10 protein-coding genes and 1 pseudogene are annotated in these 15463 nt (G+C 42.6%); 8 read left to right on the top strand and 3 right to left on the bottom strand.

Annotation, left to right across the window (positions count from 1 at the left end; all coding sequences use genetic code 11):
* Positions 1–17: 17 nt before the first annotated feature.
* On the top strand, positions 18–407 hold the full coding sequence (gene gcvH / locus ACXAH4_RS13935; protein WP_119502131.1) for a glycine cleavage system protein GcvH: 390 nt from the start codon (positions 18–20) through the stop codon (positions 405–407).
* Positions 408–497: 90 nt separating this feature from the next.
* Positions 498–3395, top strand: coding sequence for an aminomethyl-transferring glycine dehydrogenase (gene gcvP, locus ACXAH4_RS13930; RefSeq protein WP_474882317.1), 2898 nt, complete (start codon positions 498–500; stop codon positions 3393–3395).
* 248 nt (positions 3396–3643) lie between these two features.
* Here gcvP and ACXAH4_RS13925 read toward each other — a convergent pair whose 3' ends face one another.
* Positions 3644–5413 carry a restriction endonuclease gene (locus tag ACXAH4_RS13925; protein ID WP_474882315.1) on the bottom strand — a complete coding sequence of 590 codons (1770 nt, stop codon included), beginning with the start codon at positions 5411–5413 and terminating at the stop codon, positions 3644–3646.
* A 597-nt stretch (positions 5414–6010) separates the two neighbouring features.
* Here ACXAH4_RS13925 and ACXAH4_RS13920 point away from each other — a divergent pair.
* From ACXAH4_RS13920 to ACXAH4_RS13900, 5 genes and pseudogenes are all read left to right on the top strand, one after another.
* Positions 6011–7186, top strand: coding sequence for a hypothetical protein (locus ACXAH4_RS13920; protein WP_474882313.1), 1176 nt, complete (start codon positions 6011–6013; stop codon positions 7184–7186).
* 370 nt (positions 7187–7556) lie between these two features.
* A complete protein-coding gene (locus ACXAH4_RS13915) occupies positions 7557–8402 on the top strand; it encodes a hypothetical protein (protein ID WP_474882310.1) in 846 nt (281 codons plus the stop codon).
* The gene (locus ACXAH4_RS13910) at positions 8399–10204 is read left to right on the top strand and encodes a hypothetical protein (protein WP_474882308.1); all 1806 of its coding nucleotides are present in this window, start codon (positions 8399–8401) and stop codon (positions 10202–10204) included. Before ACXAH4_RS13915 ends, ACXAH4_RS13910 begins: the two co-directional genes overlap by 4 nt.
* Positions 10205–10473: 269 nt before the next feature.
* Positions 10474–10994, top strand: a pseudogene (locus tag ACXAH4_RS13905) (site-specific integrase).
* 337 nt (positions 10995–11331) lie between these two features.
* Positions 11332–12684, top strand: a complete 1353-nt coding sequence (locus ACXAH4_RS13900) for a RelA/SpoT domain-containing protein (protein WP_474882306.1) — start codon at positions 11332–11334, stop codon at positions 12682–12684.
* Between the two features lie 139 nt (positions 12685–12823).
* Here ACXAH4_RS13900 and ACXAH4_RS13895 read toward each other — a convergent pair whose 3' ends face one another.
* Entirely contained in the window at positions 12824–13369 is a 546-nt protein-coding gene (locus ACXAH4_RS13895; RefSeq protein WP_474882304.1) for a hypothetical protein, read from the bottom strand.
* A gap of 160 nt (positions 13370–13529) precedes the next feature.
* Here ACXAH4_RS13895 and ACXAH4_RS13890 point away from each other — a divergent pair, with 160 nt between their 5' ends.
* The gene (locus tag ACXAH4_RS13890) at positions 13530–14342 is read left to right on the top strand and encodes a GIY-YIG nuclease family protein (RefSeq protein ID WP_474882302.1); all 813 of its coding nucleotides are present in this window, start codon (positions 13530–13532) and stop codon (positions 14340–14342) included.
* A 13-nt stretch (positions 14343–14355) separates the two neighbouring features.
* Here the strand turns inward: ACXAH4_RS13890 and ACXAH4_RS13885 are convergent, their stop codons facing one another.
* Positions 14356–15447 carry an MBL fold metallo-hydrolase gene (locus tag ACXAH4_RS13885; RefSeq protein ID WP_474842813.1) on the bottom strand — a complete coding sequence of 364 codons (1092 nt, stop codon included), beginning with the start codon at positions 15445–15447 and terminating at the stop codon, positions 14356–14358.
* Between the last annotated feature and the right edge of the window lie 16 nt (positions 15448–15463).

The raw sequence follows: 15463 nt of genomic DNA, 5'->3' as shown, positions 1-15463 counted from the left end.
ATAATCAGGAACTTATTATGAGCAATATCCCAACCGATTTACGTTATGCATCAACTCACGAGTGGGTTCGTCCTGAAGGCGATGGTGTTTTCACTGTAGGTATTTCTGAGCACGCTCAGGATTTACTGGGTGACATGGTATTTGTTGATTTGCCTGATGTGGGCGACGCGGTAAGTACCGGCGACGACGTATGTGTCGCTGAGTCTGTTAAAGCTGCATCTGATGTATACGCGCCAATCAGCGGCGAAATCGTTGCGATTAACGATGCGCTGGAAGACTCTCCTGAGCTGGTAAACAGCGACCCGTACGGAGACGGCTGGTTATTCAAGATTAAAGCGGATGATCCTGCTGAAGCAGAAGGTCTGCTGGACGCAGAAGGCTACGAAAACAGCATCGACGAAGACTAATTCGTTACAGAGCCAACATCCAAAAAGGCTTAAAGGGGCAATTTAAGCCCCTTTTGTTTTTATAACCCATTGCAAGTGCTTAACAAAACTATGTCGAATTCATCCCTTACTTTGGCTCAGTTAGAGCAAAAAAATGCCTTTATCCGCCGCCACGTCGGCCCGGGTGAAGAAGAAATTCAAGCCATGCTGGCATCTGTGGGCGCTGACTCACTGGATGATCTGATGGCACAAACTGTACCGGCAGCTATTCAACTGGATAAGCCCATTGAAGTAGGTGGTGGCGAGACAGAAGTTGATGCACTGGCTGCACTGAAAGCCGTGGCTTCTAAAAACAAAATCAACCGCTCTTTTATCGGTATGGGTTATTACGACACCCACGTACCGAACGTTATTCTGCGTAATGTGCTGGAAAATCCGGGCTGGTACACGGCATATACGCCGTATCAACCTGAAATTGCCCAGGGCCGTCTTGAAGCCATTCTGAACTTCCAGCAGGTTACTATTGATTTGACCGGTCTGGAACTGGCCTCAGCCTCATTGCTGGACGAAGGCACTGCAGCCGCAGAAGCGATGGCACTTGCCAAGCGTGTTTCGAAAAACAAAAAAGCGAACCTGTTCTTCATCGCTGATGATGTGCACCCGCAAACCAAAGACGTGGTAGAAACCCGCGCTGAAATGTTTGGTTTCGGTATCGTTACCGGTCCTGCAGAAGAAGCCGCAGAACACGATGTGTTCGGTGCGCTGCTGCAATACCCGACTACCACCGGTGAAGTAAAAGATATCACTGACATCATTGCAGCGGTACAAGCCAAAAAAGGTATTGTTGCCGTAGCGGCAGATCTGATGAGCCTTGTTATGCTTAAATCGCCGGGCGAACTGGGTGCTGACGTGGCACTGGGCAGTGCACAGCGTTTCGGTGTACCGATGGGCTACGGTGGTCCTCACGCTGCGTTTTTTGCTACCCGTGATGCCTACAAGCGTTCGTTACCAGGCCGTATCATCGGTGTAAGTAAAGACACCCGTGGTCGTCCTGCACTGCGCATGGCGCTGCAAACCCGCGAACAGCATATCCGTCGTGAAAAGGCCAACTCTAACATCTGTACTGCACAGGTGCTGCTGGCCAACATGGCGTCTTTCTACGCCGTTTATCATGGTCCTGAAGGCCTGAAAACCATCGCTAACCGCATTCACCGTTTTGCCGATATTCTGGCAACCGGCTTAACGCAAAAAGGCGTTGCGCTGAAGCACAGCACCTTCTTCGATACGTTAACCGTGATGGTGAATAACAAAGCTGAAGTACTCGAAGCCGCTTACGCCCGCGGACTGAACCTGCGAGCTGACCTTGAAGGCGCTGTAGGTGTGTCGTTAGATGAAACCACCGCCCGTGCGGATATTGCCGGCCTGTTCGATGTACTGCTGGGTGGCGATCACGGTTTAACCGTGGATGGTCTGGACGCTGAAGTTACCACACAGGGCAGCCAGTCAATTCCTGCTGATCTGGTACGTACGTCTGATTTCCTGACTCATGAAGTATTTAATTCGTATCACTCAGAAACTGAGATGCTGCGTTACATCAAGTCACTGGAAAACAAAGATTTAGCACTGAACCACTCAATGATTTCATTGGGTTCATGCACCATGAAACTGAATGCGACAGCCGAAATGATTCCGGTCACGTGGCCTGAGTTCGGTCAGCTTCACCCGTTCGCGCCTGTAGACCAGGCTTCCGGTTATCAGGAAATGATTGGTGAGCTGAGCGAGTGGCTGATCAACATCACCGGTTACGACGCATTATCCATGCAGCCTAACTCCGGTGCACAGGGTGAATATGCCGGTCTGCTGGCGATTCAGCGCTACCACGAAAGCCGTGGCGAAGGTCACCGTAATGTGTGTCTGATCCCAAGTTCAGCGCACGGTACAAACCCGGCGTCTGCGCAAATGGTCAGCCTGAACGTGGTTGTTGTGGCGTGTGATAAGAACGGTAACGTTGATTTAGCCGACTTGCGAAAGAAAGCAGAAGAAGTGGGTGATAACCTGTCTTGTGCCATGATCACCTATCCGTCTACCCACGGTGTTTACGAAGAAACTATCCGTGAAATCTGCGACATCGTGCACCAGTACGGCGGTCAGGTTTACATGGACGGTGCCAACATGAACGCGCAGGTAGGCGTTACGTCACCGGGCTTCATCGGCTCTGATGTATCGCACCTGAATCTGCATAAAACCTTCTGTATTCCTCACGGTGGCGGCGGCCCGGGTATGGGACCAATTGGTGTGAAATCACACCTTGCGCCTTTCCTGCCAAACCACGCAGTGGTGAACATTGAAGGTACAGGTAAAGATTGTGGTGCAGTATCAGCCGCGCCATGGGGCAGTGCATCTATCCTGCCTATCAGCTATATGTACATCAAAATGATGGGCTCGGAAGGTTTACGTAAGGCGACTGAAGTTGCCATCTTAAATGCTAACTACGTGGCGAAAGCGCTGGAAGGACATTATCCGGTACTGTACAAAGGCCGTAACGGTCGTGTTGCTCACGAATGTATTATCGACCTGCGTCAGCTTAAAGAAGCGTCTGGTGTTACAGAAATGGACATCGCCAAGCGTCTGAACGACTACGGTTTCCACGCGCCGACAATGAGCTTCCCGGTAGCCGGCACGCTGATGATCGAGCCTACGGAATCTGAAGCTAAATACGAGCTGGACCGCTTTATTGAAGCCATGGTCAGCATTCGCAACGAAATCGCCAAAGTGGAAAGCGGCGAGTGGGATGCCACAGACAACCCGCTGCACAACGCACCACACACATTGGCCGACATTTGCGACAGCGACTGGACCCGCAGCTACGACCGTCAGGTCGCCGCTTACCCGGTTGAGTCTGTTGCCCGCAATAAGTTTTGGCCAAGCGTAAACCGTATCGACGACGTATACGGCGACCGCAACCTGATTTGCTCTTGTCCAAGTATTGAGAGCTATATTGAGGAGTGAGGTTTCACTGCTTAGCGTTGATTCTCTGTAATTGAAGTTTTAGATTGATGAAAGGCGAACCGGTTGGTTCGCCTTTTTTGTTTATGAGTGCTTGAAATATAAGAGGGTTCTATATCGCTACGCTAGTAATTCCTTGGTCGAGGGTGGGCAGTGCCGAAAACTTTCCAATGGCTGTTTTGTACGTTTAGCCGACATTGCTAAGACACAATCAGATTGGGTTACCTATCATAATATTTCTTTATCTCATTTCATATTGGACTCAGAAGCTTCTTAGCTTCCGCAATATTGATGGTGGCTTTTTGTCCGTGTTTTTCAAGTAATGCAAGCAGATTACTACCATTCAGCAAGGATAACGGCTTCCCTTCAGCGAACTTGTATGAATCGCTACCATAATTGGAAGTGGTGACTAATATACCCTTTGTTGCACCTTCGTTCATCATCGTCCCGTATAGATCCCGAACGGCAGAGACACCTACTACGTTTGTGTAACGTTTAGCCTGGATAACTATCTTCCCACCGCGAATAGGATCAGGATCAAATGCTATTGCATCCACTCCTCCATCAGATGAAGCTTGAGTAATTTTTACTTCACCGCCGTTTGATGAAAATTCTTTCTCAAACAGTTCTCGAATTAAATGCTCGAAAGTTTGCCAGTCCATAGCCGCAAGATTAGTTGTTTCATCTAGTTCAACAGACTCTTCCAAGCTCTCGATAAACCGCTTATCTGTAGTTTCAATTTTGATTATCGGTGGTACAGGAGTGATATTTAATAATGTAGTAGCTGCTATCCCTTTTAGATGTTTAAACGTTGCTGCTGGATCAATCTTAGTAAGATCAAAGGCCATAAACTCGTCTTTTTCGGCACTCACTGACATGATTGTTTTTGTTTCTTCTATACCTGTCGCTTCGTTCAGTTTGGTTACCTTTCCGTTTATAACCAATGCATCGAATGCGCCTGCTTCATCAGCTTCGAATAATTCATGAATAGTACGAATTACCATTTGATAACAAACACTATCGTATAGTTTCTTTTTAGCGGCTTTGGTAAATTGTTTCTCTGTTACTTCATTCCTTGCTTTCACAAAGCGGAATGCTTCTATTTGTGGCATGTCATCGGGGGAGGGAAGTGATAGATCAACAACAAGTATTTGTGATTCTGGTTGATATTCGGTAACCCAGTTTTTTGGGATTACGTCGGGATATTCAGAGTTTTCTAGAACCATGTCACAATACTCTTCAACTGCACCTTTCTCGTTATCCATGTAAGCAGATTGCAAGCTTTCTATGGTTTTGATTGCTTCTTTTTGCTCTCTAACGAATTGTTTTTTAGCAGCTTGGTAAGCCGAAAGTGCTTCATCAAAGGCTTTGGCTTTCTTTTCATACGTCGCTTTCCTTGTGTTATTTTCATGTTTCGCATTTGCAGTTAGCGTTTTATTTTTGGCAAGGGCCTCGTCGATTTCTCGTTGTATTTTTCCTTTCAGAAACGTTTTAGTGAACCAGCCATATCTCCGTTGCTGAGCATCAACATCTACTGGAGTTGGAATCTCAACCCTTGAATAATTTATTGGGCGACCGTCTTCGTCATAATGCAAAAATGAAAGTGGTGAAGTTTTCTCAAGAAAGTCAGTCAATTTCTTATTAAAGGTACCTCGATATACCAAGCTATCCCAGTCAATAGCGTCGTCGATATCAACGGTATGGATTAAGATAGCTTCGAGTTTGGCCAGTTGCTCTTTGATCTTCGCATTTCGTAAATCGACTTCTTCTTGAGTATTCGCTTTTTCAACATTTAATAAGTAGGTTTCATATTTTTTTGCCCATTGCTCAAATGTATTATTTACCTTCTTAACGAGAACATATTCGTCTGTAGACTTAATTGTCTTATGTAAAAATAAAGGAGGGAGCTCTATATCCACAGCGTAGCTGCTGAAGTTTCCTCGAGTCGTATAGTTGATATAAGGCGTACCTATCACAACCACAGACTCAAGTATTTCTGGACAATTAAAAGTGATACGCATAAATGAACTCCATTTCAACTTACTGTTAATTTAACTAAATTTATTATTGTTGTGTGTTACAAAATTTAATTAAACGGTATATGAACACTTGCTTCCACACAATACTAAGTCATTTAATTTTGTATTATCGTTCGGCGAAACAGCCTTTACTAGTTTAGAAAAAAGAGGAAGGTACCCCAGCCGAACCCGAATGTTGCGGCTGAGGCTTAATAGGTGGTCATAGGATTAGACTTTACAACGCGGCAATGTCCGCTTTTTGTCTTTTGATGCCCGTCAATGCTTTCTGTGAGGCTGAAAAGTATTGATTTCAGACCATCGCAGATGACACCTTGAGCAGGTACTATGGGAAGAAAGGAGGTAGTCAGTTACATTGTCTTGCAGTCGTGTCGATAAAATCACCCTGATAGTTGGTACAAGTAGTTATTAATAAAAAAGATTGATCTTAAAAGGTAAGATTTTAAATACCTGTGCCTTTCTAGTATAACAGGACCATTGACGGCAACACTTGAGTGTCCAAAGAGCACTTATTCACTGTAGCCTTTAGTAAATAGAGCCTGCTAATCAGTGGTGTTTAGCTATATCGCAAGGATTAGGAAAATGGAAGAGAACGAACCAACACCCGATGCTGATAAAAACACGCCGCCGTGGGCGCTGCGGATCATCAACCTGCTGCAAGACCAAAACGCACGTCTTGAGACTATTGCAGAGAAAAGTAATGAAATTGCTGATGTGTCAAATAGTATCTCTGCGAAAACAAATATACTGACCATCGTTACAGTGATAATCACACTTGTCGCCGTTGTTGTCTCCTACATGGCTTACTATCAAACAGAAGAACACTTCTCTCGGTCGCTTGAAACACAAAAACGCAATGCATTGATGACAGAAATACTCACTCGCCAAAAGCTAAACCTAGAGTGGATCTCTGAAGCTCAAGCGCTAGATACCCCAATTGATTTTTTGTGTTGGGATTTACCCAATACCAATAAGCTTGCCTCTAAATACAGTGAGATACAAATTGCAGAGGAGATATTCAAAAGTATTGTCACTGCGAATGTAGGTCAGGAAAATCGAACTAGGCTACAGTATCTCGTGAGTCAGACCGCCACGCTATTCCCCAACGCAGATTTTATATACGACGACTTCTATGTTAAAGACTCATACTACAAAAAAGTAAACACCAATTTTGAAAAGCCGATTGAGTTAAATCACATTATTTACGCAAAGAGCTTGAAGATGTTTATTGAGGCATTCCATGAGGTGTTGTTCCTGCCTGAATTTAAACACTGGCATGACTGGGTAAGGGAAAAGATTGAAAATCCACCTAACGCAGCCTACTTAGGTAGGTACGAGATTGACCTAAATCTTTTAGTGATATTCGAAAAAGACTATCAGCACAACGAATTTTTCAGGTTCTTTAAAAAATACTACCGAAATAGAACTAGCCTTATGAAGCTAGAACAAGTGTTCTCAAACATTGATTATTATGTATATGATGAAACCTTCCAAAGTTATTATGAGCTAAACAGTATCGATGGAGGCGAATTCGATCCCAGATTCAACTTTCGCGGACAGCTCAATAAAATAAGCAATGTCAATAAGGCATGTTACAAGAGCAAACTGTATGCTTTCTATGACGCATTTGAAAAACAAAGTGATGAGCACGATCCTAACTTAAGTTTGAATGAAAACTTTAAAAGATGGTATCAATCGCCGCCTGATAGCTTTACTTCCTTCTTAAGGGAAATGACAGAGAAGCTACCCGAGGATTAACGTTCAATTTTCTTTAGTACAGCAACGATAGGCAAAGTGTATTTCTACTCAGTTTTCACTGACAGTTTAATAAAAAAGGTAAACTTACTATCTAGAACGGCAAGTCCATACGTCCGCTTATTGTCTCAAGGTGCCAATTGACTCTTAGGGACTGAAACATCGTGTTGCGGTCATTCAGAATGAATAATATCAAACCACAGGGATGCGCGATACACAGATGAGCCTACGCGAATAAACGAACCCACTATAAGAGCATGAGGTCTGAGAAGTATATGAAGCCGTACAAATGAAACTATGAATAAGTCCCAGTAAAAAGTAAAATACATGTTAAAATAGACGAGATCATGATTCGCCTGAAGGGAATTAAAATATGAGTTATGACTATGATGTTTCTGAAAGTTATTTAAGCGATGGTGTATGTGCAAACTGGTGGAACTGGGAGACTGATGAACAAATAGAAGCAAAGGAACGCGAGAGTCAAGAACATGCATATATGGTTGAACAATTAACGCTTCAGTGGCTTCAGTCCCTTGATAATTCAAACTATACAGCAGGCGACTTATTAAACTCAATGTTTAAAGATACAGTACAAAAAGGAGGGCTGCTAGCCACGAGACGTTATTGCCGAGTTGAATCAATAAAACTGAAATATGCCGATGTGATATATAAAGGGTGTAAGCCAGCGGATTTAATAGTATCAAAGTTAAAGATATATAACCTGTTCAAAAGCGTTGAAGATGTTAAACGCCTTGATTTTCTTATAGATGAATTAAAAGAACATAGAAATGATTTGACAGCCTACTTAAAGGTGCATGAACTTCAATGTTTATTACATAGGGAAATGCAATTAAGAAATGGTGATAATTCTCATCTGACTATGGATAAGTCAGTCATGAGGGAACTATTGTCTATCCTCCGGTTGTTCTTTTTGACAGATGAAACAAAAAGAATGGATCTTAATGGTTTTATCAACTTCTCAACTCAATACAAAAAAATAATTAACCACGCGAAGTCATTCATTCCAAAATACTCACTCGAATCCTCAAAATACATTGAAAACTGGAGTTTAAAACATCAGCATTCACTACTATATTATTTTCCAATCGAAATGAGGGGGTTCATAAAAAAGCTAGTACAATTACGACTTGAAAAATCTAAGAAAAAAATTCATGAGGAAGTCAAAAGTAAAATTACGAGATACCATATACAAATATGAATAAGTTAGTATGTTCACGCTTCGACAGAAAAATCCCCAATGCCTTCGATATAAATAAGAAGCTGATAAATTTTAGCGCAAACGGAAAAAAAGAATGCAAAGAATATTATTGCATAGCAACGAATGGGCATGAAATATTCGATGGAGAAAGATATACTCTAGATGATTTTTTTAAGAATTATTTTTTCAAAAAAACACTACTTGTATTAACAGATAAAGAAGCGTTTCGTCTAACGCGATGGTGTCAAAATTTTGGCCTGAAAGTATTATCTTTCGAAAGCGAATTTCCAATATTTGATAACGTAAAGTTCACCTCCAACCTCAAGGAAAATTATAGTTTTCTGAAGTATCGCTTAGCCTATGTCAGGAAAATAGGACTTACGCATGATTCTTTAACTTCAACGTTGAGCAGAAGAATAGAAAAAATCATAAGAAGAAAAGTTAAACATAAAACTACCTACGACGAAATATTCGCGCACGCATATATCCCACCTTATCAAGAAGTATTCAGACTTTTTGATTTCAGGGAAAAAAGAACTATTATATCACTCGATTTCAACTCAATGTTCGCTGACTGCATGACTGGTGATTTTTTAGCTCCTGAATCGATGTATCTTGAAAAAATTGATGCCTGTCTATATAAGAGCAATGATTTAATAAAAACCGGCCTTTATCACGTTATTTTAAAACGTCCAAATTCAAATTTTTTTCAAAATTACCATCCTTTTAAATATACTCAGCTTGGTCTTTCATTGAAATTCAAAATGGAAAATAAAAGTGAGATTGAGGCTCAATTATTTGATTTTGAGTTAGACTACTATAAAAATTTCTTTGAGGAAGTTCATGTGTTATCCGCTTTACGATCCCACAAAGTCACCGGCCATCCACTTTACAGCGAGTCTAAAAGGCTTTATCGACTACGGATTAAAGCAAAAAAAGCAAATAAACGACCTTTAGAAAAATTATACAAACTTCAATTAGCTATGTTGCATAGTGCAACCAATAGAAGAAAAGAAAAAAAATTTAGATTCGAGTCTTTTCACGACTTTCTATCCAATTTAAACAAAGAGCTACACCTCACTATTGATGAAGGCGTCCCATATTTAATTAAGTCATCGCCTTTGCTTAAAAATTTCAAAATGACCGATAATAATAAAGAAATAGTAGCATCACAATATGATATGAATAGTTCAGAATCAATATATAGCTTTTCTAGCCAAGTAGTCGCAAAGTCTAGGCTAAAAATATTCCAAACTTTAAAAGTGCTCAATAATTTTGAAGGCTTAGATATATGCTATGTAAATACAGACTCCGTACACGTATCTATCCCCGTTAACCGTCAACAAGATTTTTTCAAAACGTACGACGATCTAATAGGCTCAGGTATTGGCAAGTTAAAAGTTCAGTGCGTGGCAGATACAGCTGCTTGGTTTGATGTAGGGCATTACTTTTTATTTAAGGACGGCGAAGTAATTCAGTGGTCAAATGTTGGTCTGAATCACAAAGGTAATAGCAGCCCTTTTTTAAACTACCGTGAAAGGTACAATGGCGTACGAATCGATGATGGTATAGCATTGACGAAATGTAAGATTACCTTCATGTCTAGTTTATCTTATAAAAAGCGTTTATTACGACATGAAATAGGAGATTCAAAAATTGATTATCAACGCTTTTCTGTTGATGAGATTAAAGGTTTTGATAACGCTTTGTTGAGTATCCTAAAGGAAAAGCAAGCCTCATACTCAATAAAGAGAGAACTTTACGATTTGCTTCGTCTCAAGCCTAAAAGTTCAAGACTTTAAAGTTTTCTAGAGCCGTAGTAAGCTAAGCCAGCAGATGGGGGCGCTGGTTTGCTTTTTGAGCTTATCACGTATTGCTATGTGAGTGTTTCGCACGCTTCGCGCGTAAGATCTGGAGAATGTACTTACATTCCTGATAAATGAGCTAGCCCCATCAGCTCTCAGCATTAACGGTGCACCACTCATCTAGAAACGACTGTCCGCCTCTTCTCTGAGTGCGCCTGTCAATCAGACTGCCATACTTAAGTCTCCTATTATATAGGAGACAACTCATGGCAATTAAAACCCATACACCTTGGAATAAAAACCGTATTATCGGTCAGAAAAAGCCTCTTCAGATATCACATATATGGGGTATCCGGATTCGTTTAGAGCTTGAAGGGCGGACTCGTGATCTCGCACTGTTCAACCTTGGGCTTGATAGCAAACTACGAAGTTGTGATCTCGTTAAACTCAAGGTTTCAGATGTTGTTTGCGGACGTTCAGTTCTGAGGCGCACGCATGTCGTTCAACAAAAAACAGGTAGTCCTGTCCAATTTGAAATAACACCAAACACCGGAGAGTCGATCATGGCTTGGGTAAATAAAGCCGGATTGAAAAACTTGGTCTAGATACATCGCTTTACAGCACCCATTCAATGCGCAGAACCAAGCCCTATCTGATTTACAAGAAGACTAAAAACCTTCGGGTTGTACAACTCTTGATGGGCCATAAAAAGTTAGAGAGCACTGTCCGCTACTTGGGCATTGAGGTAGACGACGCTTTGGAAATATCGGAATCTATTGAAGTTTAGGCTGTATGGGGCTACTTGTGAGCCCCTTTGTGCGTAAAGGGGACATTGGTTTATTGAGGAGCGTGCAACGGTCATGATAATAATCAAGACACTTATTTATCCAAATAAGCTGCGCCGCTCCCTTATTCAGGAAAACGACTCAATCGCTCGTTTTTACTATTTAACACTTTATCCAGATCGCCATTTTTCCTTTATATAGTAATATGATAGCTAGTTTTCTATTAATAGAAAAAGTATAAAAGTGAGCGATGCGATGGTATAAAACGCGCAAATCGCGCACTATTAAATCGTTAGTTTCTTTTGAGTTCGAATCTCGAATAAGGTACTTGAGGCAATAATGGAAATAGACATAGACGATCTAGAGATTTTTCTGAAAAGGAATCGAATTTCAAAGGATGACTGGAATAAAGCAGAGGTAAGCGTAGAGGAGTTAAAATCTATTGCGACTGACTACGTTAAATATATTCCTCATCTTAATGAATCAGCTGATTTCTTGGCTAAAGTTCTACAAAAGTGCCCACAAGTTCACTCTGTAAGATGGCGAGTAAAGGAGCCTGAACATTTGCTGGAAAAAATAATCCGAAAGCGAGCGTTAGGTTCCGAAAAGTATCTGAAAATCAACGCACAGAACTATTCTCAAATAGTCACTGACTTGGTTGGAGTGCGAGTTTTACACCTTTTTAAGTATGAATGGCTTGATATACATTCTTACATTTTAGGTTGCTGGGAGCCGGTGGAGAATGTAAAAGCCTATATTCGCGAGGGAGACGAGGGAGGGGTTGTCGATAGTTACAGTGACAACGGGTGCGATGTTGAGCCTCACCATTCAGGCTATAGGTCCATTCATTACATAATATCGACTCAGCCAACTCTTAAAAAAGTGTTCTCTGAAGTACAAGTTAGGACTATCTTTGAAGAAGGGTGGAGTGAGATTGACCATAAAATTAGATATCCCAATTTCTCTGATAATAAGTTGATTGCATACTTCCTAACTATTTTTAATAGGATGGCTGGAAGTGCAGATGAAATGGGTACGTTTGTGAAAGATCTAACCGCTGAAATAGCCTTACAGGAGCTTAAATATGCAGAAGTTCAGAAAAAGCATGAAGAGCATCTTTCAAAGATAGAGGCGTTAGCATCAGAATTAAGCAAAGAGAAAAAGCAAAATAAGAATAAGGCTGAGAATCTTGAGAAGCTCAACGCCGAAATACATGAACTCAGAGAAAGCTCTAAGTTATCAGGTAACTACGTAAGTCCGGATATATCAGGGATGTCTGGGCTTGACAGGGCAAGCTTGCTGGGAACAAGGGTCTCAGCGTTAGCAGGTCTTGATGCCGCGAGCTTGCTTGGCTCTAAGGCATCCGCGCTAGCAGGTCTTGATGCCTCGAGCTTGCTTGGTTCCAAGGCCTCTGTGCTAGCAGGTCTTGATGCCTCGAGCTTGCTTGGTTCCAAGGCCTCTGTGCTAGCAGGTCTTGATGCCTCGAGCTTGCTTGGTTCCAAGGCCTCTGTACTAGCAGGTCTTGATGCAGCAAAGTTTCTTGGCTCAACCAGCTCAGCGCCAGTAGGTCATGATAAGGCAAGTTTGCTCTGCGCCTCCCCTTCAGTAAAGTCAGCCCCTAAGGCGGAGTCTCACTCTATTGATGAATCAAATGTGAGAAATACAGACAGCGGGCGCGTTGATGACAATTGAAACTGACAAAGCGCTGTTGTCGGACTATTTTCCCGTTTCGCAGAAAAATATCCGCAAAGCGCGACATTGAATGTCCGCAACTTGTCTGAAGCGGACTCTTTATATAATCGCTCTTACCGGATAGTTATCGGCAAAGAAACTAAGAAACACTCAACCATTGCCAAAATAACACAGGCATTTCCTCTTCAACGGTCTCCATCGTCTTAATGTCGACCGTTGAGTTACATCCCATAAGAGGGACTTCAATGACTTCATTTTGAGATGACCAGGCCATTTCAAAATAGCGAATGTCGTCATTGTCGTGAGCAATTTTCTTGATACGGCCGTGACCATAAATTTTCATGGTTTTGCCAATTTTTTCCCGCTTCTTGAGTACAACGAGATCGCCAGCACAGAGCGTATTCCATCTGTCTACTTGTGGCTTGCTAATAAGAAAATCAAACCGGCAGATCCCTTCTTGTTTCCACTTGAGGTCAAGGCGCTGGTTAAAATCAGCATCGGGGCAGAAACCCATGAAGAGTATCCGGCTATCGGTAGGTTTACTGGAATTGATATTGTCCAGGATGATCAACGCATCTTTATCGCCCCTGGCGACTAAGGCTTCTGCATTGGCTTTTAGTTTGGTGATATCGGCTCGGCTCATTGCACCTGAGCAAAGTTTATCTAGTTGTTTCTGATACTTCACGATTCATTTCCTTATGACTACAACCGTCAATATTGAAGTTGGGATACGCCAGCACGATATCATGAGGTAAGCAGATAAGTGGATCGTTTTCATTCGATGTATATACTGCGGACTCAGCAAATCATGTTATCCCCTAAGTCGCAATCATAAGAGGTTTTAAATGGACTTATTCTCTTTCCTGAAAGTCAGCATGCCTGAACTTACACCCGAAGATACAGAAATTCACTTTGCCGCCCACAACGGAACAGAGAATCCGCTGGATGTTTTTCTGGCGGGTGAGTTTGACCTTTGGCAGCAATATCAAACTCGCAGAAACTTTAACCGGCCATACGTGATTGGTTTGATCCCGTTAGCGGCGGAAGACCGGTATTTATTTACCGGCGTTTATCATGTGAAAGGTATGCGGGATCAGGAGGAGGGTGTTGGCTATTTCTACGACCTCAAACCGGAAGAACGAGTTCTTGAATACGCAGGCAGATTAGTCATCGATATTGTTTTTCGGGACCGTGCCCGTTACCGTTACGCTGAATCTTTATCAGATCGTCTGAAAATAGCGGAATTCAAAGAAGAGAAGTTTTCACTGTCGGATTTTCCCGGCTATCACAATGTGGATATTTCAAAGAGTGAACTCGATATGATTATCCGCCAGAACATTCCAACCTGGCGCGGTGCACTGGAAAGTGTTGCAGGTATTTACTTGATTTCAGATACTCAGAATGGACAGCTTTACGTGGGCAGTGCGACAGGCCTGGGTGGCATTTATAGTCGCTGGGCTACTTACGCTGCAACCGGCCACGGCGGCAATGTGTTGCTTAAGGCGTTGTTAGATAAAGAGGAAACATCTGCTAGTGCTTTCCGCTATTCGATTCTGGAAATCGCTGATACTCATGCAAGTCATGACGACATCCTGAAACGAGAAAGTCACTGGAAGCGTATATTGCTTTCCCGATCCCACGGTCTCAACGCGAACTAAGTGCAGGCGATATTCACAGCGCCACACTCTCCCCTTCATTCAGGATCACTAATGGCAGCTTTGCATTAACCTCCTGATGCATTTTCAATAAACGCTTTAGCGGAGAATGGGAAGAATGGTCGCCCATTTGCCAGCTGGCATTTCCGTAGCCCCACGGAATCATCACTTTGCAGCCAAGGTCCTTAGCGGCAACAAGTGCGTCTTCAGGTGTGAGATGAACGTACCGGTACCATTTTGCATATTCCGGATGATAGTAGGATGCAATGGGCAGCAAGCAAACATCTATGCTGCCATATCGTTGCTTTATGTCTTTAAAGTGGGATGAGTATCCGGTGTCGCCTGCAAAGAATAGCTTTTTACCTTGGTGCTCTACAAGCCAGCCTCCCCACAGCGCTTTTTCGTTATCTTCGTAAATGAGAGGCACCCAGAAGCGGCTGTTGAAATGATGTGCCGGAACTGCACTTATGGTTGCTGTTCCTGTCTTGTAATCACTGAACCAGCTCATTTCTTTGATGGATAGTCCGTTCTCTGGCAGGTAACTGGCGGTATCCTGATGTACCAAATATGTGGGTTCACTTCCAAGTTTTTTAATGTCCGCTTTGTTAAAGTGATCGTAGTGCAAATGTGAGTACAGCACTGCGTCGATACCTGATGTAGCTGTATCTGGCCAATCGGGTGGCTGACGGATCATGCCGCCGCTTAATGCATGCAGCCAGTCTATGGGCCAGTCAAATTGTTCACTAACAGGGTCGAAAAGTAACGTTGTGGAATCTGGCAGTGTAACCAGAAAGCTGGCATGACCAAGCCAGGTTATATTGAAACCATACTCCTCTTCATTTTCCGGATTCTCACCAATGAAGATGCAAAGGCTATTGTCTTCGTCACACTTCAATTGTGGTGTATCGGGGTAACAGTTTTCTTCACAGGTTACCGGATATTCCTTTTCTCCCGGATAGCTATTTTGATATCTGCCGTCACTTGCTTTGGCAACCGGACCGGATTCAGAAAGTATCTTTTCTATCGAGTTTGGTTTTGAAAATACGCTGCAGCCGCTTAATGAAATAGCGACGAAAAGGCACGTGACAAGGTGGACTGTAGTTCTCATTTTTCTGTTCTTCAAT

The sequence above is a fragment of the Alteromonas sp. ABV2_168 genome, assembly GCF_056161165.1.
Note: the sequence above shows the minus strand (reverse complement) of the source record. Positions and strands in the feature narration are given on the sequence as shown.

Coding starts and splice junctions, on each gene's coding strand:
- gcvH (WP_119502131.1), top strand. CDS start 18: ATGAGCAATATCCCAACCGATTTACGTTATGCATCAACTCACGAGTGG.
- gcvP (WP_474882317.1), top strand. CDS start 498: ATGTCGAATTCATCCCTTACTTTGGCTCAGTTAGAGCAAAAAAATGCC.
- ACXAH4_RS13925 (WP_474882315.1), bottom strand. CDS start 5,413: ATGCGTATCACTTTTAATTGTCCAGAAATACTTGAGTCTGTGGTTGTG.
- ACXAH4_RS13920 (WP_474882313.1), top strand. CDS start 6,011: ATGGAAGAGAACGAACCAACACCCGATGCTGATAAAAACACGCCGCCG.
- ACXAH4_RS13915 (WP_474882310.1), top strand. CDS start 7,557: ATGAGTTATGACTATGATGTTTCTGAAAGTTATTTAAGCGATGGTGTA.
- ACXAH4_RS13910 (WP_474882308.1), top strand. CDS start 8,399: ATGAATAAGTTAGTATGTTCACGCTTCGACAGAAAAATCCCCAATGCC.
- ACXAH4_RS13900 (WP_474882306.1), top strand. CDS start 11,332: ATGGAAATAGACATAGACGATCTAGAGATTTTTCTGAAAAGGAATCGA.
- ACXAH4_RS13890 (WP_474882302.1), top strand. CDS start 13,530: ATGGACTTATTCTCTTTCCTGAAAGTCAGCATGCCTGAACTTACACCC.
- ACXAH4_RS13885 (WP_474842813.1), bottom strand. CDS start 15,447: ATGAGAACTACAGTCCACCTTGTCACGTGCCTTTTCGTCGCTATTTCA.